Genomic DNA, 17629 nt, shown 5'->3' on the forward strand with positions numbered 1-17629 from the left:
GCAATATGACTCGTGAAGTAAAGATTGAAGACCTGGTGGTTGGCGACGGCAAAACCGCGGAAAAAGGCGCGTTAATTACGGCTCATTACCGGGGCTGGCTGGCCAGTGGCACCGAGTTTGACTCGTCGCATAATAAAGGCCGCCCGTTTCAGACCGTGTTATCAAAAAACAAGGTTATCCAGGGCTGGTTTATTGGCTTGCAGGGTATGAAGGTGGGCGGCAAGCGAAAACTTTGGGTACCATCAGAACTGGCCTACTCAGAGCGCCAGATTGGTGAAATTATTCCGCCGAACAGCGATTTAACCTTTGAAATTGAGTTGTTAGAAGTCCTTACTCGCGACGACTAAGACTTTTCAGCTATTCCCGCTGCGGCGGTTGTTACGCCGCAGCTACCCATCTGTACTATATTGCTTGATAAATTGCTCACAATCGCCGCCGTGCAGATTGTCTATTAAATAGTGAATCTTCCAGTCCGGGCCCGTTTTGACCAGTTGGAAGCTATTTACCCCGCAGTGACTTAGTTTGCCATCCAGATAAAACACATAGGGCGTCCATATTGCGGCCAGGTTATCGCTTTGTTGCACGGTAACCGCTAACAGCTAACAGCTTTTCATCCAGGTGTTTGCTGGTCTGACTAACGAACCCGGCAAACTGGCTTAGGTCGTTGCTTTTTATGTTACCGCCTGGCTCAGCGCGTTGCAGTAGCGCGCTGTTGGTGAACTGCGCTGCCAGTTGCTCGCCATCATGTGCACGCATAGCGTTAAACAGCGCCTTGACGGGCGTTTCCGGAGACTGGGCAATCCCCTTAAAACTCATTGAAAACAACGCCATGGTAAACAACGCCATGGTAAACAACAGTGAAATGGACTTAGGCATGTGGATTGTTACTTTTGGGTAACAAAACCCGCACATTAAGAGAATTTCAATGAAGCGTCAAACTGGTAATTTTTTAGCCAGACAGATAAATTAGAGGTATCTGCGTAGTGGTTGTATCAACAAGTGGTAGTGTGTTCTGAGGGAGCAGAGGCATGTTCGCGGTTTGTAAAATCACTTGCAGGGGGCAAATGACCTTAGCCGAAATCGAATATATTGCAGACAGCTGGCAGGACCGGTGCGAAAAGCTTACCACGATTGTGGATATGCAAACCTCTATTGCCAAAGTGGGCATGGATCTGACTTCCGTGATGCAAATTATCGTTAAACACTGCCTGGTGCTGGTGCAATGCGATGGGGCGGCAATCGAATTTAAAGAAGGCAATGCGATGGTTTACCGCGCAACCTCCGGTGTGGCTGAGCCTTTTTTAGGGCACAGTATTCCTATCGATAACAGCCTGTCCGGTTTTTGTTTGCAAACCGGTAAGGTACAACTTTGCAATGATGTTACCGTGAATCGTCGGGCCAACCAGGCAGCCTGTGCTGAAATTGGTGTTGCCTCGATGCTATTGATCCCGCTTCATCACCATGACAACACGGTTGGTGTGCTCAAAGTCTTTTCACACGCAAAGCCTCATTTTACGTCGCGGGATACCGCTGCTTTAAAGCTGGTGTCAGAGCAACTGGCCGCCACGCTTTATTATTGTCACCGCTTTGTCGCAGACAATCTGGTTTATCAGGCTACGCATGATTCAATGACTAACCTGTTAAATCGTTCGGCCTTTATGGAACAACTCAATCGTGAGTACTCTTTGTGCAAGTCTTATCCGGGGCGGAAATTCGGGGTCTTTATTATCGACATGAATGGTTTGAAAGCTGTTAATGACGAACTGGGCCACCGGGTGGGAGATAGCATGCTCAGTGAACTGGCCAGGCGGTTATTAAAGGCTTTTCGACCTACGGACAAAGTGGCCCGTATTGGCGGCGACGAGTTTGGTGTGCTGATGAGCAATATCCACATGAAGATGCTGTGAAAAGTATCTACCAGCGGTTTGAACATTCTCTCGAACCCGAATTTGAATTTGAAGGCTGCTCACTCACCCTCAGTGCGAGTATTGGCTGGGCGCTATATCCCGACAATGCGCATACCCTTAATGAATTGCTGGATAAAGCGGATGCGCACATGTACAAGAATAAAAATGCCTACTATATGGGGGCTCATATTTAATCTGCTTTCATTCGTTGGGTGACGGCGCGGGCATGCCAGATGGCCGGAACAATCACTAATAATGCTATAGCCATAAAAACCCATGTTGATAGCCATTGGAATTCAGAGAGCCTGGCAATATCGGCCGCAATCTCATTGTTTGCGTGTGTTGCTATGGCCACTGCCCCGAGCGCTGCTTCTCGTGCCATTGAGAACCCACCGCTAATGGCACTTTGCCAGCCAACTGCCGACAACGAAGCAAATGCCTGATAGCCAATGGCTGAGGCTCCAAATGCCAGCACGCCAAAGGCAACCGTGCCGGTACCAATAACGCCAACACCAACGCCACCAATAGTGATAAGACCAAAGGAAATGATCCCTACACTCACCGGCGCTACCGCCACGCCGCCCCAGGCAAATAACAGGCCTCTGGCGTGGGTACCCGCGGCAATCCAGCCATAGGCTGGCGTGTCGGTATGTTCAGGCATGCCAAACTGAAAATGACAAAATGGCACGCCCAGCAGCCTGAAGGCGCTGATATATTCCCGTTGTTTAGCGCCGGCCTGATGGGCGCTGGCAATAAAAGCCTCGGGCTGCGTTATTCGTTCAAGGGCGCGCAGGTCTTTCATGGCGCTGAACATTTTTTTTACCAGTACCACGTAACTGATCACTAACGCCGCAACCACGGTTTGCGAGAGCAGACTCAGAGTGACAGCGTGATGCGGGGATACGTAGCAAAGCGCTTTGAGTCCTGCCATACCGGCAATGTATAGGGCTGCGAACACAAAAAACAACGTCACCGATTTTTTCACCAGATGCCGTTCACGTTTGGTACGTGATTGCGCCAGGCTGGCTTTGAGACTGAACCAGGAGCCAATCAGCCCCGAGACCGAAGCCAGCAGTGCGGCGAGCGAGGCAAATTTAAACAGCGAACCGGTCTTTAAGGCACTACCGCCTAGAACGGCTGCTTTCGCTGGTGGTGATATGCCACTGATCATGGTCATAACGGCTACGGTAAACGCGGCGCCGGGCTTACTGTGTTTAAGCGCATCCTCAACAAAGACTGACATGGCCTCTTTAAGCAGTTTGCGGCCTCGCGAGATACGCTGTTTTACAGCATCTTCACTAAGTTCCAGTTCCTCGGCGACCCGCTGCACAGACTGCTCTTCCCGGTAAAACAAGATCATCGGTTCACGATACAGCGGCTCCATTTGATCAAGTACCTGCCATAATAAAGTCTGCTGCTGTTCACTGATTGCGGTTTGATCCAGCGCAGCCTCGTCAGCTATGTCTTGTTCTGTGGTTAACAAAATGTCCTGATGCTGGGTTTCTTTCGCTGTTTTTCGATAGTGCCGGCTGACCTTAAAACGCAAAATGCCACAAAGCCAGGACCTGAGTTTTTCCGGATCGTGCAGGGTATCCAGTTTACGCCAGCCCTCAACAAAAGCCTCCTGAGCGATATCTTCGCTGTGCCTGAAATCGCCGGTAGATGAGTAAGCCAGCGAACAGAGCAGAGTCTGGTAGCGACTAACAATCTCACCATAGGCTTGCCGGTTGCCACCGAGCGAGAGCATAACCAGTGTGGCATCGCCTTGCCCGGCAACTGATGAGCGCTTTTTAAAAAAATTCATGGTGTCTATTCCTGGCTACTTTGGGGGTATGTGCCTGCCTGGGAATAAAAGGTGACAAAAAAGATGAAAAATTATTTTTTGCATTTTTTGTCACCTTTCTCATGCCGCCTGGCTCTTATCCGTTAAATCCCGCTGCAATGCTTTAGTTGTCGGGGAAAATCTTACTTTAACGGTTTAAACGGAGAACACCTATTATGAATATGCTTAGTCACATAGCGCGCTACCTTTTTGGGGTATTTACGATAGCAGCGATACTGCTTCCGGTGTGGGCTTTTGCCTATGAACTACCAGAACTGGTTGATGATTTCAGCCATCAGAGTCAAAACAGCCTGGGTGTGCAGCGCCAGTTTATGAACGATACGGTGGCCGGTGGCAGCAGTGAAAGTGAAGTGACTGTCCAAGGCGGTAAAATACATCTCACTGGCAATCTCATCCCTCCTCGAGGACAACCCGCCTGGGCCAGTTCGATTCTGCTGCTCGATGCTAAAGGAAAGCCCATGGACGCCTCCGGATATCAGGGGATTCGTTTGAAGGTCAAAATCAATCAGGGCCTTATGTCAGTGTCAGCCAATAGCGCAGAGGTTGAAAATTTTGATTATCATGCCGCGCCGGTACTGATTAAGGCCGACGGTAAATTTCATGAGGTTAAGCTGCCATTTACCAGTTTAAAACGCGCCTGGTCAGAACAGACCACACTGGATGCCAGTACGCTGAATAGCCTGAGCATAGTGGCTTTTGCCATGCAGCAGTCGGCTTATGATTTTGTGATAGACGAAATCGGCTTTTACTAACCTTAAGCGCAGGTAAAACAACATGACAATGTCTACCGAACGCATTGAATACCTCGATGCATTACGCGCTTTTGCCTTAATACTGGGCGTGGTGTTTCACGCCGGATTATCGTTTATGCCGGTATTTATTGGCTGGGCCGTGATGGATATTAATACCAGCCCGGTGGTAAGTATTTTTAGCCTGGTGAGTCATTCGTTCCGGATGCCGCTGTTTTTTCTGATTGCGGGGTTCTTTACCTGTATGTCACTGCAAAAGTATGGCGTTAAGGCATTAGCAACTTCACGTGCAGTTCGTTTGGGAATACCTTTTATCGCCGGCTGGTTCCTGCTCAGGCCATTACTGGTTTCTGGCTGGGTAATGGGTGGGCAGAGTATGCGTGGTGAAGCCGACATACCCGACGGTTTGTGGCAGGGTCTGAATAGCCTGACTGAGCTGCCTGCCGGAATGTTTACCGGCACTCACTTATGGTTTCTTTATTATCTGATGCTATTTACTGCCATTGCTGTACTGGTGAGCTCACTGCTTGAGCGAGTGCCTGCGACTTCGCAATCACTGGCCCTTGCGGGTAAGCGTTTTCTGGCCTGGCTATGTACTAGCCGTTTGGGGCTGGTATTGCGATGTTTGCTGGTGGCTGGCTGCTTGTGGTGGATGGAGCACTGGGGGCTCGATACGCCGGATAAGTCTCTGTGGCCCCATATACCATTGCTGCTCATTTATGGTGGCTTTTTTCTGCTGGGGTGGGGCTTGTACCAACACCAGCCTTTACTGGCAGACTTTATGCAGATTAGCTGGTTTCTGCTTACCTGGTTGGTAATTTCCGTGATGGGAGCGATTTTTCTTTCTGCTTACGAGATGCATCCCGGCCATGAGTTCTACCTTTACTATAAAGCCGGGTTTGTACTGTGTTATGCCAGCATAATGTGGTTGCTGACGGCAGCACTAATGACTGTTTGTAAGCGGTTATTCAGCCAGCCAAATGCGACCATTAGTTATCTGTCGGCACGGGCCTACTGGCTGTATCTGATTCATTTGCCACTGGTTGTGTGGTTGCAGGTGGCCTTTGCTGAAATGCCGCTGCATTGGTTAGTCAAATTAATCAGTATTACGCTTATTACTCTGGCTATCGCCTTTACCTTGTTTGAACTGATAGTGAAAAGAACGTGGTTACAGTACGTCCTTAGCGGCGCGAGTAAACCAGTAGCTAAGCGGGCAGGTTAAGCCTTAACAGGCTCCGTTGCCGGAGCCTGGGTTGTTGCGTCGATAACAGCGCATGTTAGCTGGTGGTATCAAGCACTATGCCGTCGACGTAATTACGCGGATAAAGTGAATCAACCACAAACTGAGGGATAAAACCTTTGGAAGAGGCAACCACCACTTTCGAGTTGATGTCGACCATGCGGATATTAAGAATAATGCCTCGGTCATTGTAGGTCATGGTGCCGGACAAAATGTATTTTATGTAGGGATTACGTTCCAGTTCGCCTAAGTTGCGGCTGAACACAAAGTCGCCACTGCCGCCAACATGAATCACACCTGTGGTTTTAAAATCAACAACAGGAATGCCAAACTCCTGCAATTCGGTAATGAAGCTTTCCGCCAACTGGTTGCCCAGAATGTTAGTGTGGGAAAGTGAGCTATCCAGATCCACCAGTGATGTGACAGCAACGGGTGTATTAGTGGAAACATAGCGCATATTCTCAATTAACTTCATGGTCATTTGTTCGGCGTAATCCCCCAATAATTTGTGGGTAAACACCGGCCTGTAGGTATGAGCTGGCGGCGCCCAGCCTGAAACCGGCGTGGCTCTGGGAATGTAGGGATCCACCGCTTGCAGGCGATCCTGATGTGGTCGGTACTGAACGAGCTGTGTTGGTGGTTGAGAATGGTCGGTGTTAGTGGGTGTTACCGGTTGTTCGGGTACTACCGCATAGGTGTCTGAGCCCGCACTGTGCTGATGGGGTGGTTGTGTTTGCGCATGATCAGTGGCGCAGCACCCGGCCAGCAGAGCGGCTGAAAGCGTCAGGGCGGATAAAATAGTGTTACTTTTCATACTACCTCCTTAATTATACCTCGAAGATAGTTATTAACCGTTTCTGCTCAGGCCGCCATTGGTATTACTCCTAGTCAGACTAAGCCAGTTACTTAGGCCGCACTGTTAAAGGAAGATCGATTATGACCCGTGTGCCTTGCTGCTGGCCTGAATCGAAGGTGAGCTGCGCGCCAATAAAGCGCGCCCTTTCCCGCATGGAGATTAACCCCAGTGAGGAGGGTTTAGCCTGGGGTTGAATCAGACCAATGCCGTTGTCAGCAATCTCGATGTGAATGGCTTCGGCAGCATAAGTAATACTGATTTCAACCTCAGTGGCATCGGCATGCTTAGCGATGTTGGCAAGGGCCTCCTGAATAATTCGGTACACATTAATTCGCACTTCATCGCTTAGCGAGGGCGGCGTTCCCTGACTATGCAACTGACAGTGAACACCGGCCCGCTGCATTGACTTAAGCGTGTCGTTGTTGCGCAGTACGTGTTCCAAAGGCAGGTTGTCGATACCGGCTGGTCGCAGTCGTCCGATACTCTGTTTCATAGCGCTATACAGTTCATCAAGCTTACAGGTAATGGTGCTAAGCGCATTATTCTGGGCCGGCATTCGGGACGCGACCAGGCCAAGCTGAAGTTGTAAATCTACGATTCGATGGCCAAAGTCATCGTGCAAATCCCGCGACAGCCGTTTGCGTTCAGCTTCCTGGGTGGCAACCAATTGATTAGACAGTGCCTGAATATCGTTAATAGCTTCTTGTAGAAGTCGATTCTTCTCTTCCATGTTTTTGTTGGCTGCCAGTAATTGGTTTGTCATCTGTTGCGACTGCTCTACAGCGGCGCCTAAAATTAATACGGTAATAGACATGCCAACAATGTAAAACTGATGCGCCAGCGGCGACTCATTTGAATGTAGCGAGGCAACGAAAGCCGTTAGCCCTATCAACAGTGTGGCCAGCGCGCCGCCGTGCATGCCAAAACGGTAGGCGAAAAACAAGGCAGGCAGTATGGCGATGTATTTTAGCTGATAAGTAAAATCGAATCCGGAACGAAATGACAGAATCACTGAAAATAGGGTAGTTACCCACAATAGTGCCAGTAGCAACAGTAGTTTGCTGCGTGTAGCGGTCAGTTTGCTTTGGAGAAGGACAATAACAATGGGGGTAAGGACCAGGATGCCAACAAAATCTCCGAGGATAAAGTCAAACCAGACAGGCCAGAGTATTTCGCGAAATTCGGTGTTCTCCATTGCTCGCCGGCCCAGAAAAGTCAGGCCCAGCAAAGCACTTAAAGCAACTCCAGAGAGCAAAAAGCTCAGCACTGAATTGACGTTATTGAAAAAAGGCCTGCGGTTATACTTTCTGAACAGCCACACGCATACCATTACAGCCGCTGGCGACAGTACTGAGTGTGCAATCAGCCAGCCAAAGCTACCACTCATGAAAGCACTTTCGTCAAGCGCTGCACCGGGTGAAAACAAAGTAAAAAAAGTAAGCTTTTCTGAGATAACCAATGCCGGCCAGGCCCGGTAAGGGCAAACTAAAAAGGCGGCAAGTCTGATGCCGGCGGGAAGATACCAACTGACAGTAGCTGTCACAGTTTCAAATTCGCGGCTCACCAGCCAGAAGGCATGAAATACAAAGGTATAGACCAGCCCCATCAGCAGGTAGCGAAAGCTGAACAGACGTTGTAAGGATGAAGTGAAAGACGACACCATAGACAACGGCGCTGGTAACACAAAAATCCTGGTGAAAAGTTTATGCGCTGGGTGCATGAATAAAGTCATCCAGGCTCAGAATACCTTCATTCAGAGCGATTCGCAGCAGTTCGAACTGTGATGTCACCCCGAGCTTATGATAAATGTTCGTTCGGTGCACCATGATGGTTTTTGGCATGGTTTTGAGCTGGCTGGAAATACGTTTGGGTTGCAAACCTTTGGCTAACAATAAAAACACCTCTCTTTCCCGTTCAGTGAGTTCCGAAAAGGCGTTATTGTGGCCAAAAGCAAGCTTGTTACTTAAATCGGTGCTGAGATAATTGTCGCCGTTTTCCAGTGCATTCAACGCGCACATCAGCTCTTTGGTTGCGGCTGTTTTGGTAACGTAACCGTCGGCACCCAGTTCCAGCGCCTTAGAAATATAGCCGACATGCTCATACATGCTTACCATCAGGCAGCGAACATCGGGGTAGTTGGTTTTAACGGTATTCAGTACATCAAAACCGGAGGCTTCCTGCAGTGATATATCAATAATTGCTACGTCTACATCTGCCAGAACATCTACATTCGGCAGTTCTTCTATCGCGGCTACATCAAACAAAACATGCCAGCCAAATTCCTGCTCAACCAGGTTTTTAATGCCGTCCCTGACTAATTCGTGATCATCAATAATAACAATATGCATCAGCAAGTCCTTTTTTACCGCACCAGTGTAACGCGACTTGTGATTAGCTTAAATAAGCCAATGGCTTAGATGGGGAGAACACAAAGTGTACAATTAAGGCTTCAACTCCTTTTCCAGTTAGGGTAATGTCAAAAGAAAACAGTAACCCTATAAAAACAGAACGAAAAGCGATAATGCATGCTGTTTAACTCCTACGAATTTATTTTTGCGTTTTTGCCGCTGACCATTTTACTGGTGTGGTTGTTTGGGCGGTATGCCTCGTTTCAAGCCGTTGTGTGCGTGCTGGTGCTTGCCTCATTATTTTTCTACGGCTGGTGGAATCCGGCTTACCTCGCTATCATCCTGGTCTCCATGGTGCTCAACTACCAGTTAGGAAAGCGCCTCAGTAAAAACCGCAAAAAAATAACTTTGTATATTGGTGTTTTCCTGAACTTATTGTCGCTGGGTTACTTTAAATATACCGATTTTGTTCTGGAGAACGTCAATTTATTGCTGGACACCCCTTTGCCGCTTCCCGGTGTGGTATTGCCTCTGGCTATTTCATTTTTTACCTTCCAGCAAATTGCTTATCTGGTGGATTCTTATCGTGGCGAAACTGTAGAAAAACACCCATTGGATTATGCGTTGTTTGTGACGTTTTTTCCGCAATTGATAGCAGGCCCTATAGTCCACCATAAAGAAATGCTGCCTCAGTTTGCTAATGGCCATGCCTCTATCACAGCCAGGAATCTGGGACTGGGATTGTCGATATTTGCTCTTGGGTTATTTAAGAAGGCGGTACTCGCCGATGGTGTAGCAGGCTATGCCAATGTTGCTTTTGCTAACGTGGATAATGGCGTAACACTGGATTTTTTTGCTGCCTGGGCCGGAGCTCTGGCCTATACCTTCCAGCTCTATTTTGATTTCTCCGGGTATTCCGATATGGCCATTGGGTTGGCCAGAATGTTTGGCATCATTTTGCCATTAAATTTCTATTCGCCTTATAAATCCGTCAATATTTCTGAATTTTGGCGCCGCTGGCACATGACATTATCGCGTTTTCTTCGGGATTATTTGTACATAGCTTTGGGAGGGAACCGGGCCGGTAACTTCAATCGATACCGCAATTTATTTTTAACTATGGTCATTGGCGGGATCTGGCATGGCGCGGGCTGGAACTTTTTAATCTGGGGGGCTCTGCATGGTTCTTATCTGATTATTTTCCATGCCTGGCGTTACCTGTGTCCTGCACTGCATGCGTTGCAGAGTGGCTGGGCCCGAATGATAGGTTGGGCTGTTACCTTTGTTGGCGTAGTCGTTGGATGGGTCTTTTTCCGGGCGGTTACTTTTGACGGTGCTATTACTATGTTAAAGGGAATGGTTGGCGGTTACGGCGTATCTATTCCTCAAGGTATCTGGACCCGCTTAGGCGACACCGTAACAGGGATGCTATCGCAGATAGGGATAACCGAGTCTTCCGCCGGAAGCAGCGCTTTTGTTGAAGTTTGGGTGTGGAACTTCTTTTTATTGGTGGTGGTGCTGATGATGCCGAATACGCAGGATATTTTCAGTCGGGTGGCGGGCTCGTTGAGCAAGTTATCTTATAACCGGCGCGATACCTTCTGGCCCGGATTTAACCTGGTCACCGGAATAGGCTGGAAAGCGAATACGCGCTGGGCTTTGATTTCAGCGGTACTTTTTGTGGCCGGGGTTCTCACTTTGTCTCAGGTGAGTGAATTCCTTTATTTTCAGTTTTAGCCTATGAATTATCTAACGCGTTTAGCACTGTTTATCGTTCTTGTCTTCGCCCTGGTCGGCGGATTCAACTTTCTGGTGGATCCCTACGGCTTTTATTGGAGCCCGGCGCTAAAAGGGTTTAATCAGCAGAAGACCCAGGCCGATGAAAGAGTAAGGGAAGTCACTCCTTACCGCGCACAGGCTCTGCAGCCTGATACTGTTTTAATAGGTAATTCAAGGGTTCAGCTTGGCATTGCTGCTGAATCTGAGGTACTCAAAGGGCGTCACGCCTATAATCTCTCGCTGCCCGGCGCTGGTCTGGCGGAAACATTGCGTCATGCCTTGAGTCAGGCCCGTTATAATCCCAACCTGACTACACTGATTATCGCCCTGGATTACCGGTATTTCCTGCATAATTACTCGCATAGTCCTGGGCCGTGGTCTCAGCAGGCGTTACTCGACACTATTACTCAACATCCTGAGAGCCCTGTAGACAGGCTAATGCGCATTTATCCTGCAGTGTTTTCACTTGATACGCTGTTCGATTCGGTGAGGACCATCGCCCAGCAGGGAGGGACTCATAATAATATTACCCACCTGGGCAGTAATACTGGCGGCTATTACCTGGATGCAATTAAAGCTGAAGGTAAAAGACGCTTCTTTCAACATCAGTTTGATGGCCTATTTATGCGTTTTGGGCGCAAACATTTGACTTACCAGGCTGGCGGGCAGGTTTATTCAATAGCCTTACTAACAAGCTTTCTGGAGGAGATGAAAACAGCGCATCCGAAGGTTGCACTGCATTTCTTTATCAATCCATACCATCAGTCTTACTGGCAGGTTATTTACAAGAGCGGTCACTGGGGAAGCTACCTGCAATGGAAGCGGGATTTAGCCCGGGTAGGAGATAGGTACCCTGAATACGCAATTTATGATTTCAGTTTACCCAGCGAGCAAACGTTGGAACCGCTTAACTATGCACAGGACAGGCAACTTATGACCTGGTACTGGGAGCCGGCCCATTATCGACCCAAGCTGGGCGATGAGGTGCTAAAAGCAATACTGGATAAACCCTCTTCCATTAATACTGCTGACTGGCCAATCAGGTTGCAACAGCACACCATTGAAAGAGCCATTGAGCTGAGTATCGACGGTTTAGCTCAGCCTGAAATCAGGTAATCGGCGATATGCAAATCGTGGCAGCACGGGTTCGTTCGCTTAGCATTGAAGACAAATAACGACTTTAAGATCGTCTGTATCGACAATTCTGTCCAGAGTTTGCTTATTCCACGTAGCCGTTCCCTGTTAGGTATATTGCTAACACCTGATGTGGCGTTTAATTCAATCAATGGCCGGTTCGACAGTCTGAGGCGGTGATAAGGTAGTTTGCAAAGAAAGGCGTTTTTTGAGGTAAATAAAAAGGGAGTTCAGTCACTACTGAACTCCCTTTATTAGTACGATCAGAGATGCTTATTTGGCTTTTCTGCGGCGTACAACCATGATGCCAAGACCACTTAACAAAATCGCCAGCGTAGCAGGCGCGTTTGCGTTAGTGATGCTGTTAATCCAATCAAGATAAGGCGCGTACAGGTTACCACCAAAGATGTGACCGTAACCGCCATTAGCGACTGGTGAGCTATCAATACCAAAAGTATTGTTACCCGCTAACAAAAACTTATCGTTTGTGGAATCATAAACAAATGAAGGACCACCGGAATCACCACCACCAATGTTTGCTTCAAACAAGCCGGTAGTTGTATCGCTGCCGAAGGCGTCGCCGCATACACCAAATACGATACAGAAATAATCCCAGTTAGTGCCGTCGGCTACACCGTCAAAGTCGGCATACCATACTTCAGCTTCGGAGCCGAATGCTACAGGGCAGGCAGCTGAAGATGAATAACCGCCTGAACGATCTGGAGCAGTCACACTGGCATCGTCACAGTCGAAAAACTCCGGGATATTGAAACCATAACGTTTGTTCGTCCAGTCAGGGCCAGCTGTGTAACCATCTAATCCGTTACCCGTGGTGCCATAACCAACCATAGTGAAAAGGTCACCATTGTCAATGTCGCCAGTGTAGAAATCATAAATTTCAACGCCCGCAGGAATATCCTCTTCCAGCGTTAAAATCGCGATGTCATCGTTAAGGCAGCCGCCAGAAAAACCAGCCCCTTCAGTAGCTGAGCAAACGCCAAAACCCAGGTAATCAGGGTGAGCGACTACGCTGGAGCTAGGGATGTAGTCAACAAAACTGCCGCCGTCAGAGAAAACTGCACTCACCGTGCCTGTAGACAGGTCCATAATTGAACCGTCATCACGTTCAATACAGTGTGCTGCAGTAATAATGTGTCGTGGCGAAATCGCACTACCGGTACAAATGTAGAAGCCACCGTCACGGAAGATTTCAATGCTCACTACGCCGGTAAATTCACCTGCTGCCGTGAAAGGAGCACCGCCATTGCCGTACAGGTTAGAGTCACCTGCTGCAATAGCAGGACTAACTGAATGGCCCTCTAACGTTACTGGTGATGCAGTAACCAGACCTGCCGTCAGGAGACTACAAAGTAGAGTCCCTGTTTGTAACATTTTGTTTTTTATTTTCATTTTGCTTTTCCACATGGTTTTTTTCGAAATTTTCTTATGCAAGTATCGAGCCTCTGTTGTGTTTTTCTTTAACTTGTTGAAAGTTAATGACTATATGTATATTTAACGGTGCACTTTCAGTGCGAGCAAACAATTCTGTTAAAAAAACTGACATTAAGGTGGTATGCTGAAAACTGGATATAATAAAAACACTCAGTAACGATTCTAACGATATGAACAAGTCTACCTCCACCCGAATTGCCGTGATTTCTGCTGTGCTGCTAATGGTTGCAGGCTGTGGCCAGAAAACCACTGTTGAGCATATAAGTGAAGCAAAACAGCATTTAGAACAAGGCGATAATAAAGCCGCTATTATTGCGCTCAAGAATGCCATTCAACTGGATCCACAAGCAGCTCAGCCACGATTTGAACTGGGCAAAATTTATTTGCAGGAACAGGATTACGAGTCGGCGGAAAAAGAACTTTCCCGGGCATTCGACTATGGCTACAAACCGGCCGATGTGTTGCCATTATTATCCAAGGCTTTTCAGCAGACCCGCGCCGATGTGGCGATGACAGAATTGCCGCTGGAAAGCAGTGGTTTATCGAATGTTGATAAAGTAATTGTAGGTTATCGCAAAGCTTTATCACTGCTGACACTCAAGCAAAATAAGCAGGCCGTGTTACTGTCAGAAAATTTAACAGCGCTGAATGTGAACAGCGTTTATCACGACCTGATTCAGCTCATTCCATTACTGGCAGCCGAAAAATATGAGGAGGCGATGGCTAAGGCTGAACAAGCCAGAGATCGCTCGCCACTTAATAGTGATGCATTATTAATACTGGCGCGGCTGTATACGTCTACCGGTCGGGGAGCGAAAGCTGCTGAAACGTTTAAAGACTATCTTCGCGTTGAACCTACTGATATACGAGTGAAATTTATTCTTGCCAGTTTGCTGATTCAACAGCGGGATGCTAAGCAGGCAGAGCCTCTCGTGGATGAGCTATTGATGGTAAACAGTAAAAGCCCGTATTTAAATCAGCTCAAAAGCATTGCGCGGGCAGTAGACAACGATCACGAAGCGGCACTTAAATATGCTGAAATAGCAATAAATACCGGTCGACTGGACCCAACGTTAAGAGTGGTTGCTGGCTTTGCCGCTTACAAAACCGAGAATTACGATAAAGCCGTGGAGCATTTATCAACGGTTGCCAGCTTACTGCCAGACGATCACCGAGTGTTACGTTTGCTTGCTGCCAGTCAGGTAAACTCAAGTACCAGTGCTCAGGTAAAATCCGTAATTCAACGCCTCGATAACTTTCAATCCACGGATGTTCCCTTGTTATCCAAAGCGGCACTGGAAATGTTGAAAGCGGATGATGAGGCGGCAGCCAGCGAAATGATTGAACAAATGGAAGATTTGTCACAAAGCGCTGAGCAAATTGTGCAATTGAATTTGTTGCGGTTATCGGTAGACGATATTGACGGTTTGATAGGTGTTGATGAGATCGTCGAAGATCAGGAAGTCCCGGTCCAGGCTAAACAGATGATTGCTATGGCGCTTATCAAACATGGTAAGTATGACGAAGCAAAAGCCATTGCCAGAGAGTTAAATAGCAATGATAAGACAGCGTTCAGCAGTTTCATAATCAATGCTGAAGCTGCACTGGCGAAAGGTGATTTAGCTGGGGCTGAGGTGGCTGTTGAGAAGGCACTTAGCGAGCAACCAACTGCAGTACCTGCACAGGTTTTAAAAATGCGCGTGCTTGAACAGCAAGGGCAAGTTGATAATGCATTGACGCTGGCCAGAAAAATCGTTGCAGACAGCCCTAGCGCTTTTAGGGCATGGCAGTTTCTACTCTCACAGGACAAAGAGCAGGCGCAACAGGAGCTATCCTCACTCATTAATTCTCTCGAGTCGGGCCTGACGAATCCGCCACTAAGAATGCTGGCTGCCAAAAAGGCTCTGGAGTTCAACCAAAAGGAGCAGGCGCTTAAGCTAATCGAAGGTATTTCACTCTCTGCTGACAGCCCTCAAACGCTGTGGCAATTAAAAGGTAATGTATTAGTACAAACCAATCAGGTTATTGCTGCCGAAGAGCACTTCAGGCAATGGTCCGAATTTTTTCCAAATCAGGAAAACGCGGCTATAGGTGTCATTGCAGTGAATAATATCCGTGGCAATTATCCGGCGGCGCTGGCCGAAGCAAACCGCTTTTTACAATTGGAAGATAATCAGGAAATTCGCATCCTTCAGGCGTTGTTTAATGCAAGGCTGGGTAATCTTGAAGAAGCCAAAGCGGCCTGGCAGCAAATTGATGAACGACTATACGATGAACCAGAAGTACGGGGAATAAATGCCTATATCAGTTTGCTGGAAAGACGTCCTGCAGAAGCCCTTGATGATGCGCTGGCAGCTTATAAGGCGAATCGAAGCTTTGATTACCTCGCATTACTCACCCGAATATACGCGGCACAGGATAAGCGCAACGAGGCGTTAGCGTTGTTACAGAAACATAACGCTACGCCAGACAAGGACATTCGTTCGCTGATGTTGATGGCGGAGTTTCAGATGGTATTAGCCCCGGATGAGGCAGTAACGAGCTATAAAGAAGCCATCGCGGCAGATCCCTATAATTACGTAGCACTGAATAATCTCGCGTACCTTAAAATGAATCAGGACGAACTAGAAGAAGCGAGAAAGTTGATTGAGCAAGCCTACGAATTTATGCCGACCAACGACGGGGTTGTGGATACCTATGCCGAAATTTTAACCAAACAAGGGGAGGCAGATGAAGCCATCGTACTTTACGAAACGATCATTGAGCAGCCCGGCATTGCCGAACACATCCGCCTGAATTACGTTGAAACGCTGCTAAAACAAGGCAGCAAAGCGATAGCTCAGCGTAAACTTGAACGTATGCGGTTTTCGCAACCCGCTTCATTTGTGCGCCTGAATAGCCTGATTCAACAATATGAATTAAAGAATATTAGTCCTCGCTAAGTATCTATCAGTCTGCATCGTCAGTTTTTCTCAACTATAGTTAAGTCAAAACCGATTTCGAAAAAATAGTTGAATAACTCTGACGATACAGGCTGAAAGATAGAGAATGCTTAAAAGCATTACTGACCTAAGTGCGTTAGGTTTACACTTCGCACGGCATTGACCTTTGTGGCCGATTAAAAAAATAATAGTGAGCCCATATTATGCGACAAACAAACCCTTCCTATTTGTGCATTTACTTGCCCTCAGTTACCGGGCACCACCTTACGTATCTGGATAAAGTTCTGAGTGCACTAGATAAAGATGAAAAGGTGTTGATACTGACCCCGGCGACAAACGCTGTTTTCGAGGCGATCAGCAAGAAAGTTGATAAAGTGATTTTTTATCGGAAAACCTTTAAATCGAATAGTTTTATCCAGAGTTACTATGAGTGTAAGTCAATTGCAGAGTTGGCTCGCCAGACTCCAGTTAAGAAAATCATTGCTCCAACAGGAACTACAGCAGCATGGCTATGGCCCATTTTCAATTTTTCTGGACGATGGAAGTATCACTTTTTAATGCTAAGCCCCGGATTGTTGACTAACGCATCTTATGGCGAGAAGCTGATCAAACTCTTGTTATTGTGTCTGCATCCGAAAAATACCCTGAGCACCATCGATAATGCTTCGTATGATCATCCTGGTTTGTTAGGCTATTTTATCCGTAGTCGATTCAAACTGATTCCTGACCCTATTGACAAACAAGAACCCATAACCAAACGAGCTGCTTATGAGCAGTTTGGGCTCAAGAAAGGCTTTTTTTACCTATTGGCATGCGGAGCGATGAATACACATCCGCGGAAAAACGCAATCATGCTTATTAAGTCTGTAGCTGCAATATCAGCAAAACATAAGGTTAAGCTTGTGTTGGCCGGCAAACTTTCGAAAGAGATTCAAACTTACATAGACAATCTCGGCGAAGAACAACGGGATAGGTTTCATGTCATTAATAGGTACCTAAGTGACCAGGAATTAATGGATATTACGAATTGCGCTGATTTGGTCTGTGCCCTTTATGCTCATCATTACAGCCCGTCAGGCATTGTAATGCGAGCTATAAAAACGAATACTCCGGTATTGGTTCCAAATTACCACTGGTTTAAATACATGGTTGAAAATTTCAATGTTGGTTATTTGTTAGATTCGTTAGATGAAAGGAGCGTGTCTGAGATGATATTGAACATAAAGGATGAACAGGCTGAACCATCATTTAACTGTTGTGAAAAATTGTTAGCTTATAGTTCTGCGCAAAATTTCCAGGCTCACTGGCGGGATAGGGTATATGAAACGAGAGAATCTATGGAATACGAGGAAGTGCGAACTAGTTGTGTTTGATTATTC

The 17629-nt window shown here is 47.3% G+C and carries 15 protein-coding genes; 9 read left to right on the forward strand and 6 right to left on the reverse strand.

Translation table 11 applies throughout. The annotated features are described in order from the left end of the window. Positions 1–5 precede the first annotated feature (5 nt). On the forward strand, positions 6–347 hold the full coding sequence (locus C6Y40_RS11975; RefSeq protein WP_105934792.1) for an FKBP-type peptidyl-prolyl cis-trans isomerase: 342 nt from the start codon (positions 6–8) through the stop codon (positions 345–347). A gap of 220 nt (positions 348–567) precedes the next feature. On the opposite strand, the gene C6Y40_RS11985 is transcribed toward C6Y40_RS11975, so the two are convergent. Further along, on the reverse strand, positions 568–876 hold the full coding sequence (locus tag C6Y40_RS11985; protein ID WP_105934794.1) for a hypothetical protein: 309 nt from the start codon (positions 874–876) through the stop codon (positions 568–570). A gap of 188 nt (positions 877–1064) precedes the next feature. On the opposite strand from C6Y40_RS11985, the gene C6Y40_RS11990 reads away from it, so the two are divergent. Together C6Y40_RS11990 and C6Y40_RS25410 are read left to right on the forward strand one after the other, a co-directional pair. Next, positions 1065–1907, forward strand: coding sequence for a sensor domain-containing diguanylate cyclase (locus C6Y40_RS11990; RefSeq protein ID WP_170308470.1), 843 nt, complete (start codon positions 1065–1067; stop codon positions 1905–1907). Beyond that, on the forward strand, positions 1904–2101 hold the full coding sequence (locus C6Y40_RS25410; protein WP_170308471.1) for a diguanylate cyclase domain-containing protein: 198 nt from the start codon (positions 1904–1906) through the stop codon (positions 2099–2101). The genes C6Y40_RS11990 and C6Y40_RS25410 overlap by 4 nt, the downstream gene beginning before the upstream one ends. Here C6Y40_RS25410 and C6Y40_RS12000 read toward each other — a convergent pair. Then, on the reverse strand, positions 2098–3711 hold the full coding sequence (locus C6Y40_RS12000; RefSeq protein ID WP_105934797.1) for an RNA polymerase sigma factor: 1614 nt from the start codon (positions 3709–3711) through the stop codon (positions 2098–2100). The genes C6Y40_RS25410 and C6Y40_RS12000 overlap by 4 nt on opposite strands. A 194-nt stretch (positions 3712–3905) precedes the next feature. On the opposite strand from C6Y40_RS12000, the gene C6Y40_RS12005 reads away from it, so the two are divergent. Then, a complete protein-coding gene (locus C6Y40_RS12005) occupies positions 3906–4502 on the forward strand; it encodes a CIA30 family protein (RefSeq protein WP_205664768.1) in 597 nt (198 codons plus the stop codon). A gap of 22 nt (positions 4503–4524) precedes the next feature. Then, on the forward strand, positions 4525–5721 hold the full coding sequence (locus tag C6Y40_RS12010) for an acyltransferase family protein (protein ID WP_105934798.1): 1197 nt from the start codon (positions 4525–4527) through the stop codon (positions 5719–5721). Positions 5722–5776: 55 nt separating this feature from the next. On the opposite strand, the gene C6Y40_RS12015 is transcribed toward C6Y40_RS12010, so the two are convergent. From C6Y40_RS12015 to C6Y40_RS12025, 3 genes are all read right to left on the reverse strand, one after another. Beyond that, positions 5777–6553, reverse strand: a complete 777-nt coding sequence (locus tag C6Y40_RS12015; RefSeq protein ID WP_105934799.1) for a FlgO family outer membrane protein — start codon at positions 6551–6553, stop codon at positions 5777–5779. An 88-nt stretch (positions 6554–6641) separates the two neighbouring features. Continuing rightward, the gene (locus C6Y40_RS12020) at positions 6642–8279 is read right to left on the reverse strand and encodes an MASE1 domain-containing protein (protein WP_170308472.1); all 1638 of its coding nucleotides are present in this window, start codon (positions 8277–8279) and stop codon (positions 6642–6644) included. Between the two features lie 19 nt (positions 8280–8298). Next, entirely contained in the window at positions 8299–8943 is a 645-nt protein-coding gene (locus C6Y40_RS12025; RefSeq protein ID WP_105934801.1) for a response regulator transcription factor, read from the reverse strand. A 177-nt stretch (positions 8944–9120) separates the two neighbouring features. Between C6Y40_RS12025 and C6Y40_RS12030 the strand changes: the two genes are divergently transcribed. Then, on the forward strand, positions 9121–10680 hold the full coding sequence (locus C6Y40_RS12030; RefSeq protein ID WP_105934802.1) for an MBOAT family O-acyltransferase: 1560 nt from the start codon (positions 9121–9123) through the stop codon (positions 10678–10680). A 3-nt stretch (positions 10681–10683) separates the two neighbouring features. Further along, positions 10684–11838 carry a hypothetical protein gene (locus C6Y40_RS12035; protein ID WP_105934803.1) on the forward strand — a complete coding sequence of 385 codons (1155 nt, stop codon included), beginning with the start codon at positions 10684–10686 and terminating at the stop codon, positions 11836–11838. A gap of 291 nt (positions 11839–12129) precedes the next feature. Here the strand turns inward: C6Y40_RS12035 and C6Y40_RS12040 are convergent, their stop codons facing one another. Then, positions 12130–13266, reverse strand: coding sequence for a trypsin-like serine protease (locus C6Y40_RS12040; RefSeq protein WP_170308473.1), 1137 nt, complete (start codon positions 13264–13266; stop codon positions 12130–12132). A 212-nt stretch (positions 13267–13478) separates the two neighbouring features. On the opposite strand from C6Y40_RS12040, the gene prsT reads away from it, so the two are divergent. After that, a complete protein-coding gene (gene prsT / locus C6Y40_RS12050) occupies positions 13479–16250 on the forward strand; it encodes an XrtA/PEP-CTERM system TPR-repeat protein PrsT (protein ID WP_105934806.1) in 2772 nt (923 codons plus the stop codon). Between the two features lie 203 nt (positions 16251–16453). Continuing rightward, the gene (locus C6Y40_RS12055) at positions 16454–17623 is read left to right on the forward strand and encodes a glycosyltransferase (RefSeq protein WP_105934807.1); all 1170 of its coding nucleotides are present in this window, start codon (positions 16454–16456) and stop codon (positions 17621–17623) included. Positions 17624–17629 lie beyond the last annotated feature (6 nt).

The organism is Marisediminitalea alba (assembly GCF_002993365.1).
Lineage (GTDB): Bacteria > Pseudomonadota > Gammaproteobacteria > Enterobacterales > Alteromonadaceae > Alteromonas > Alteromonas alba.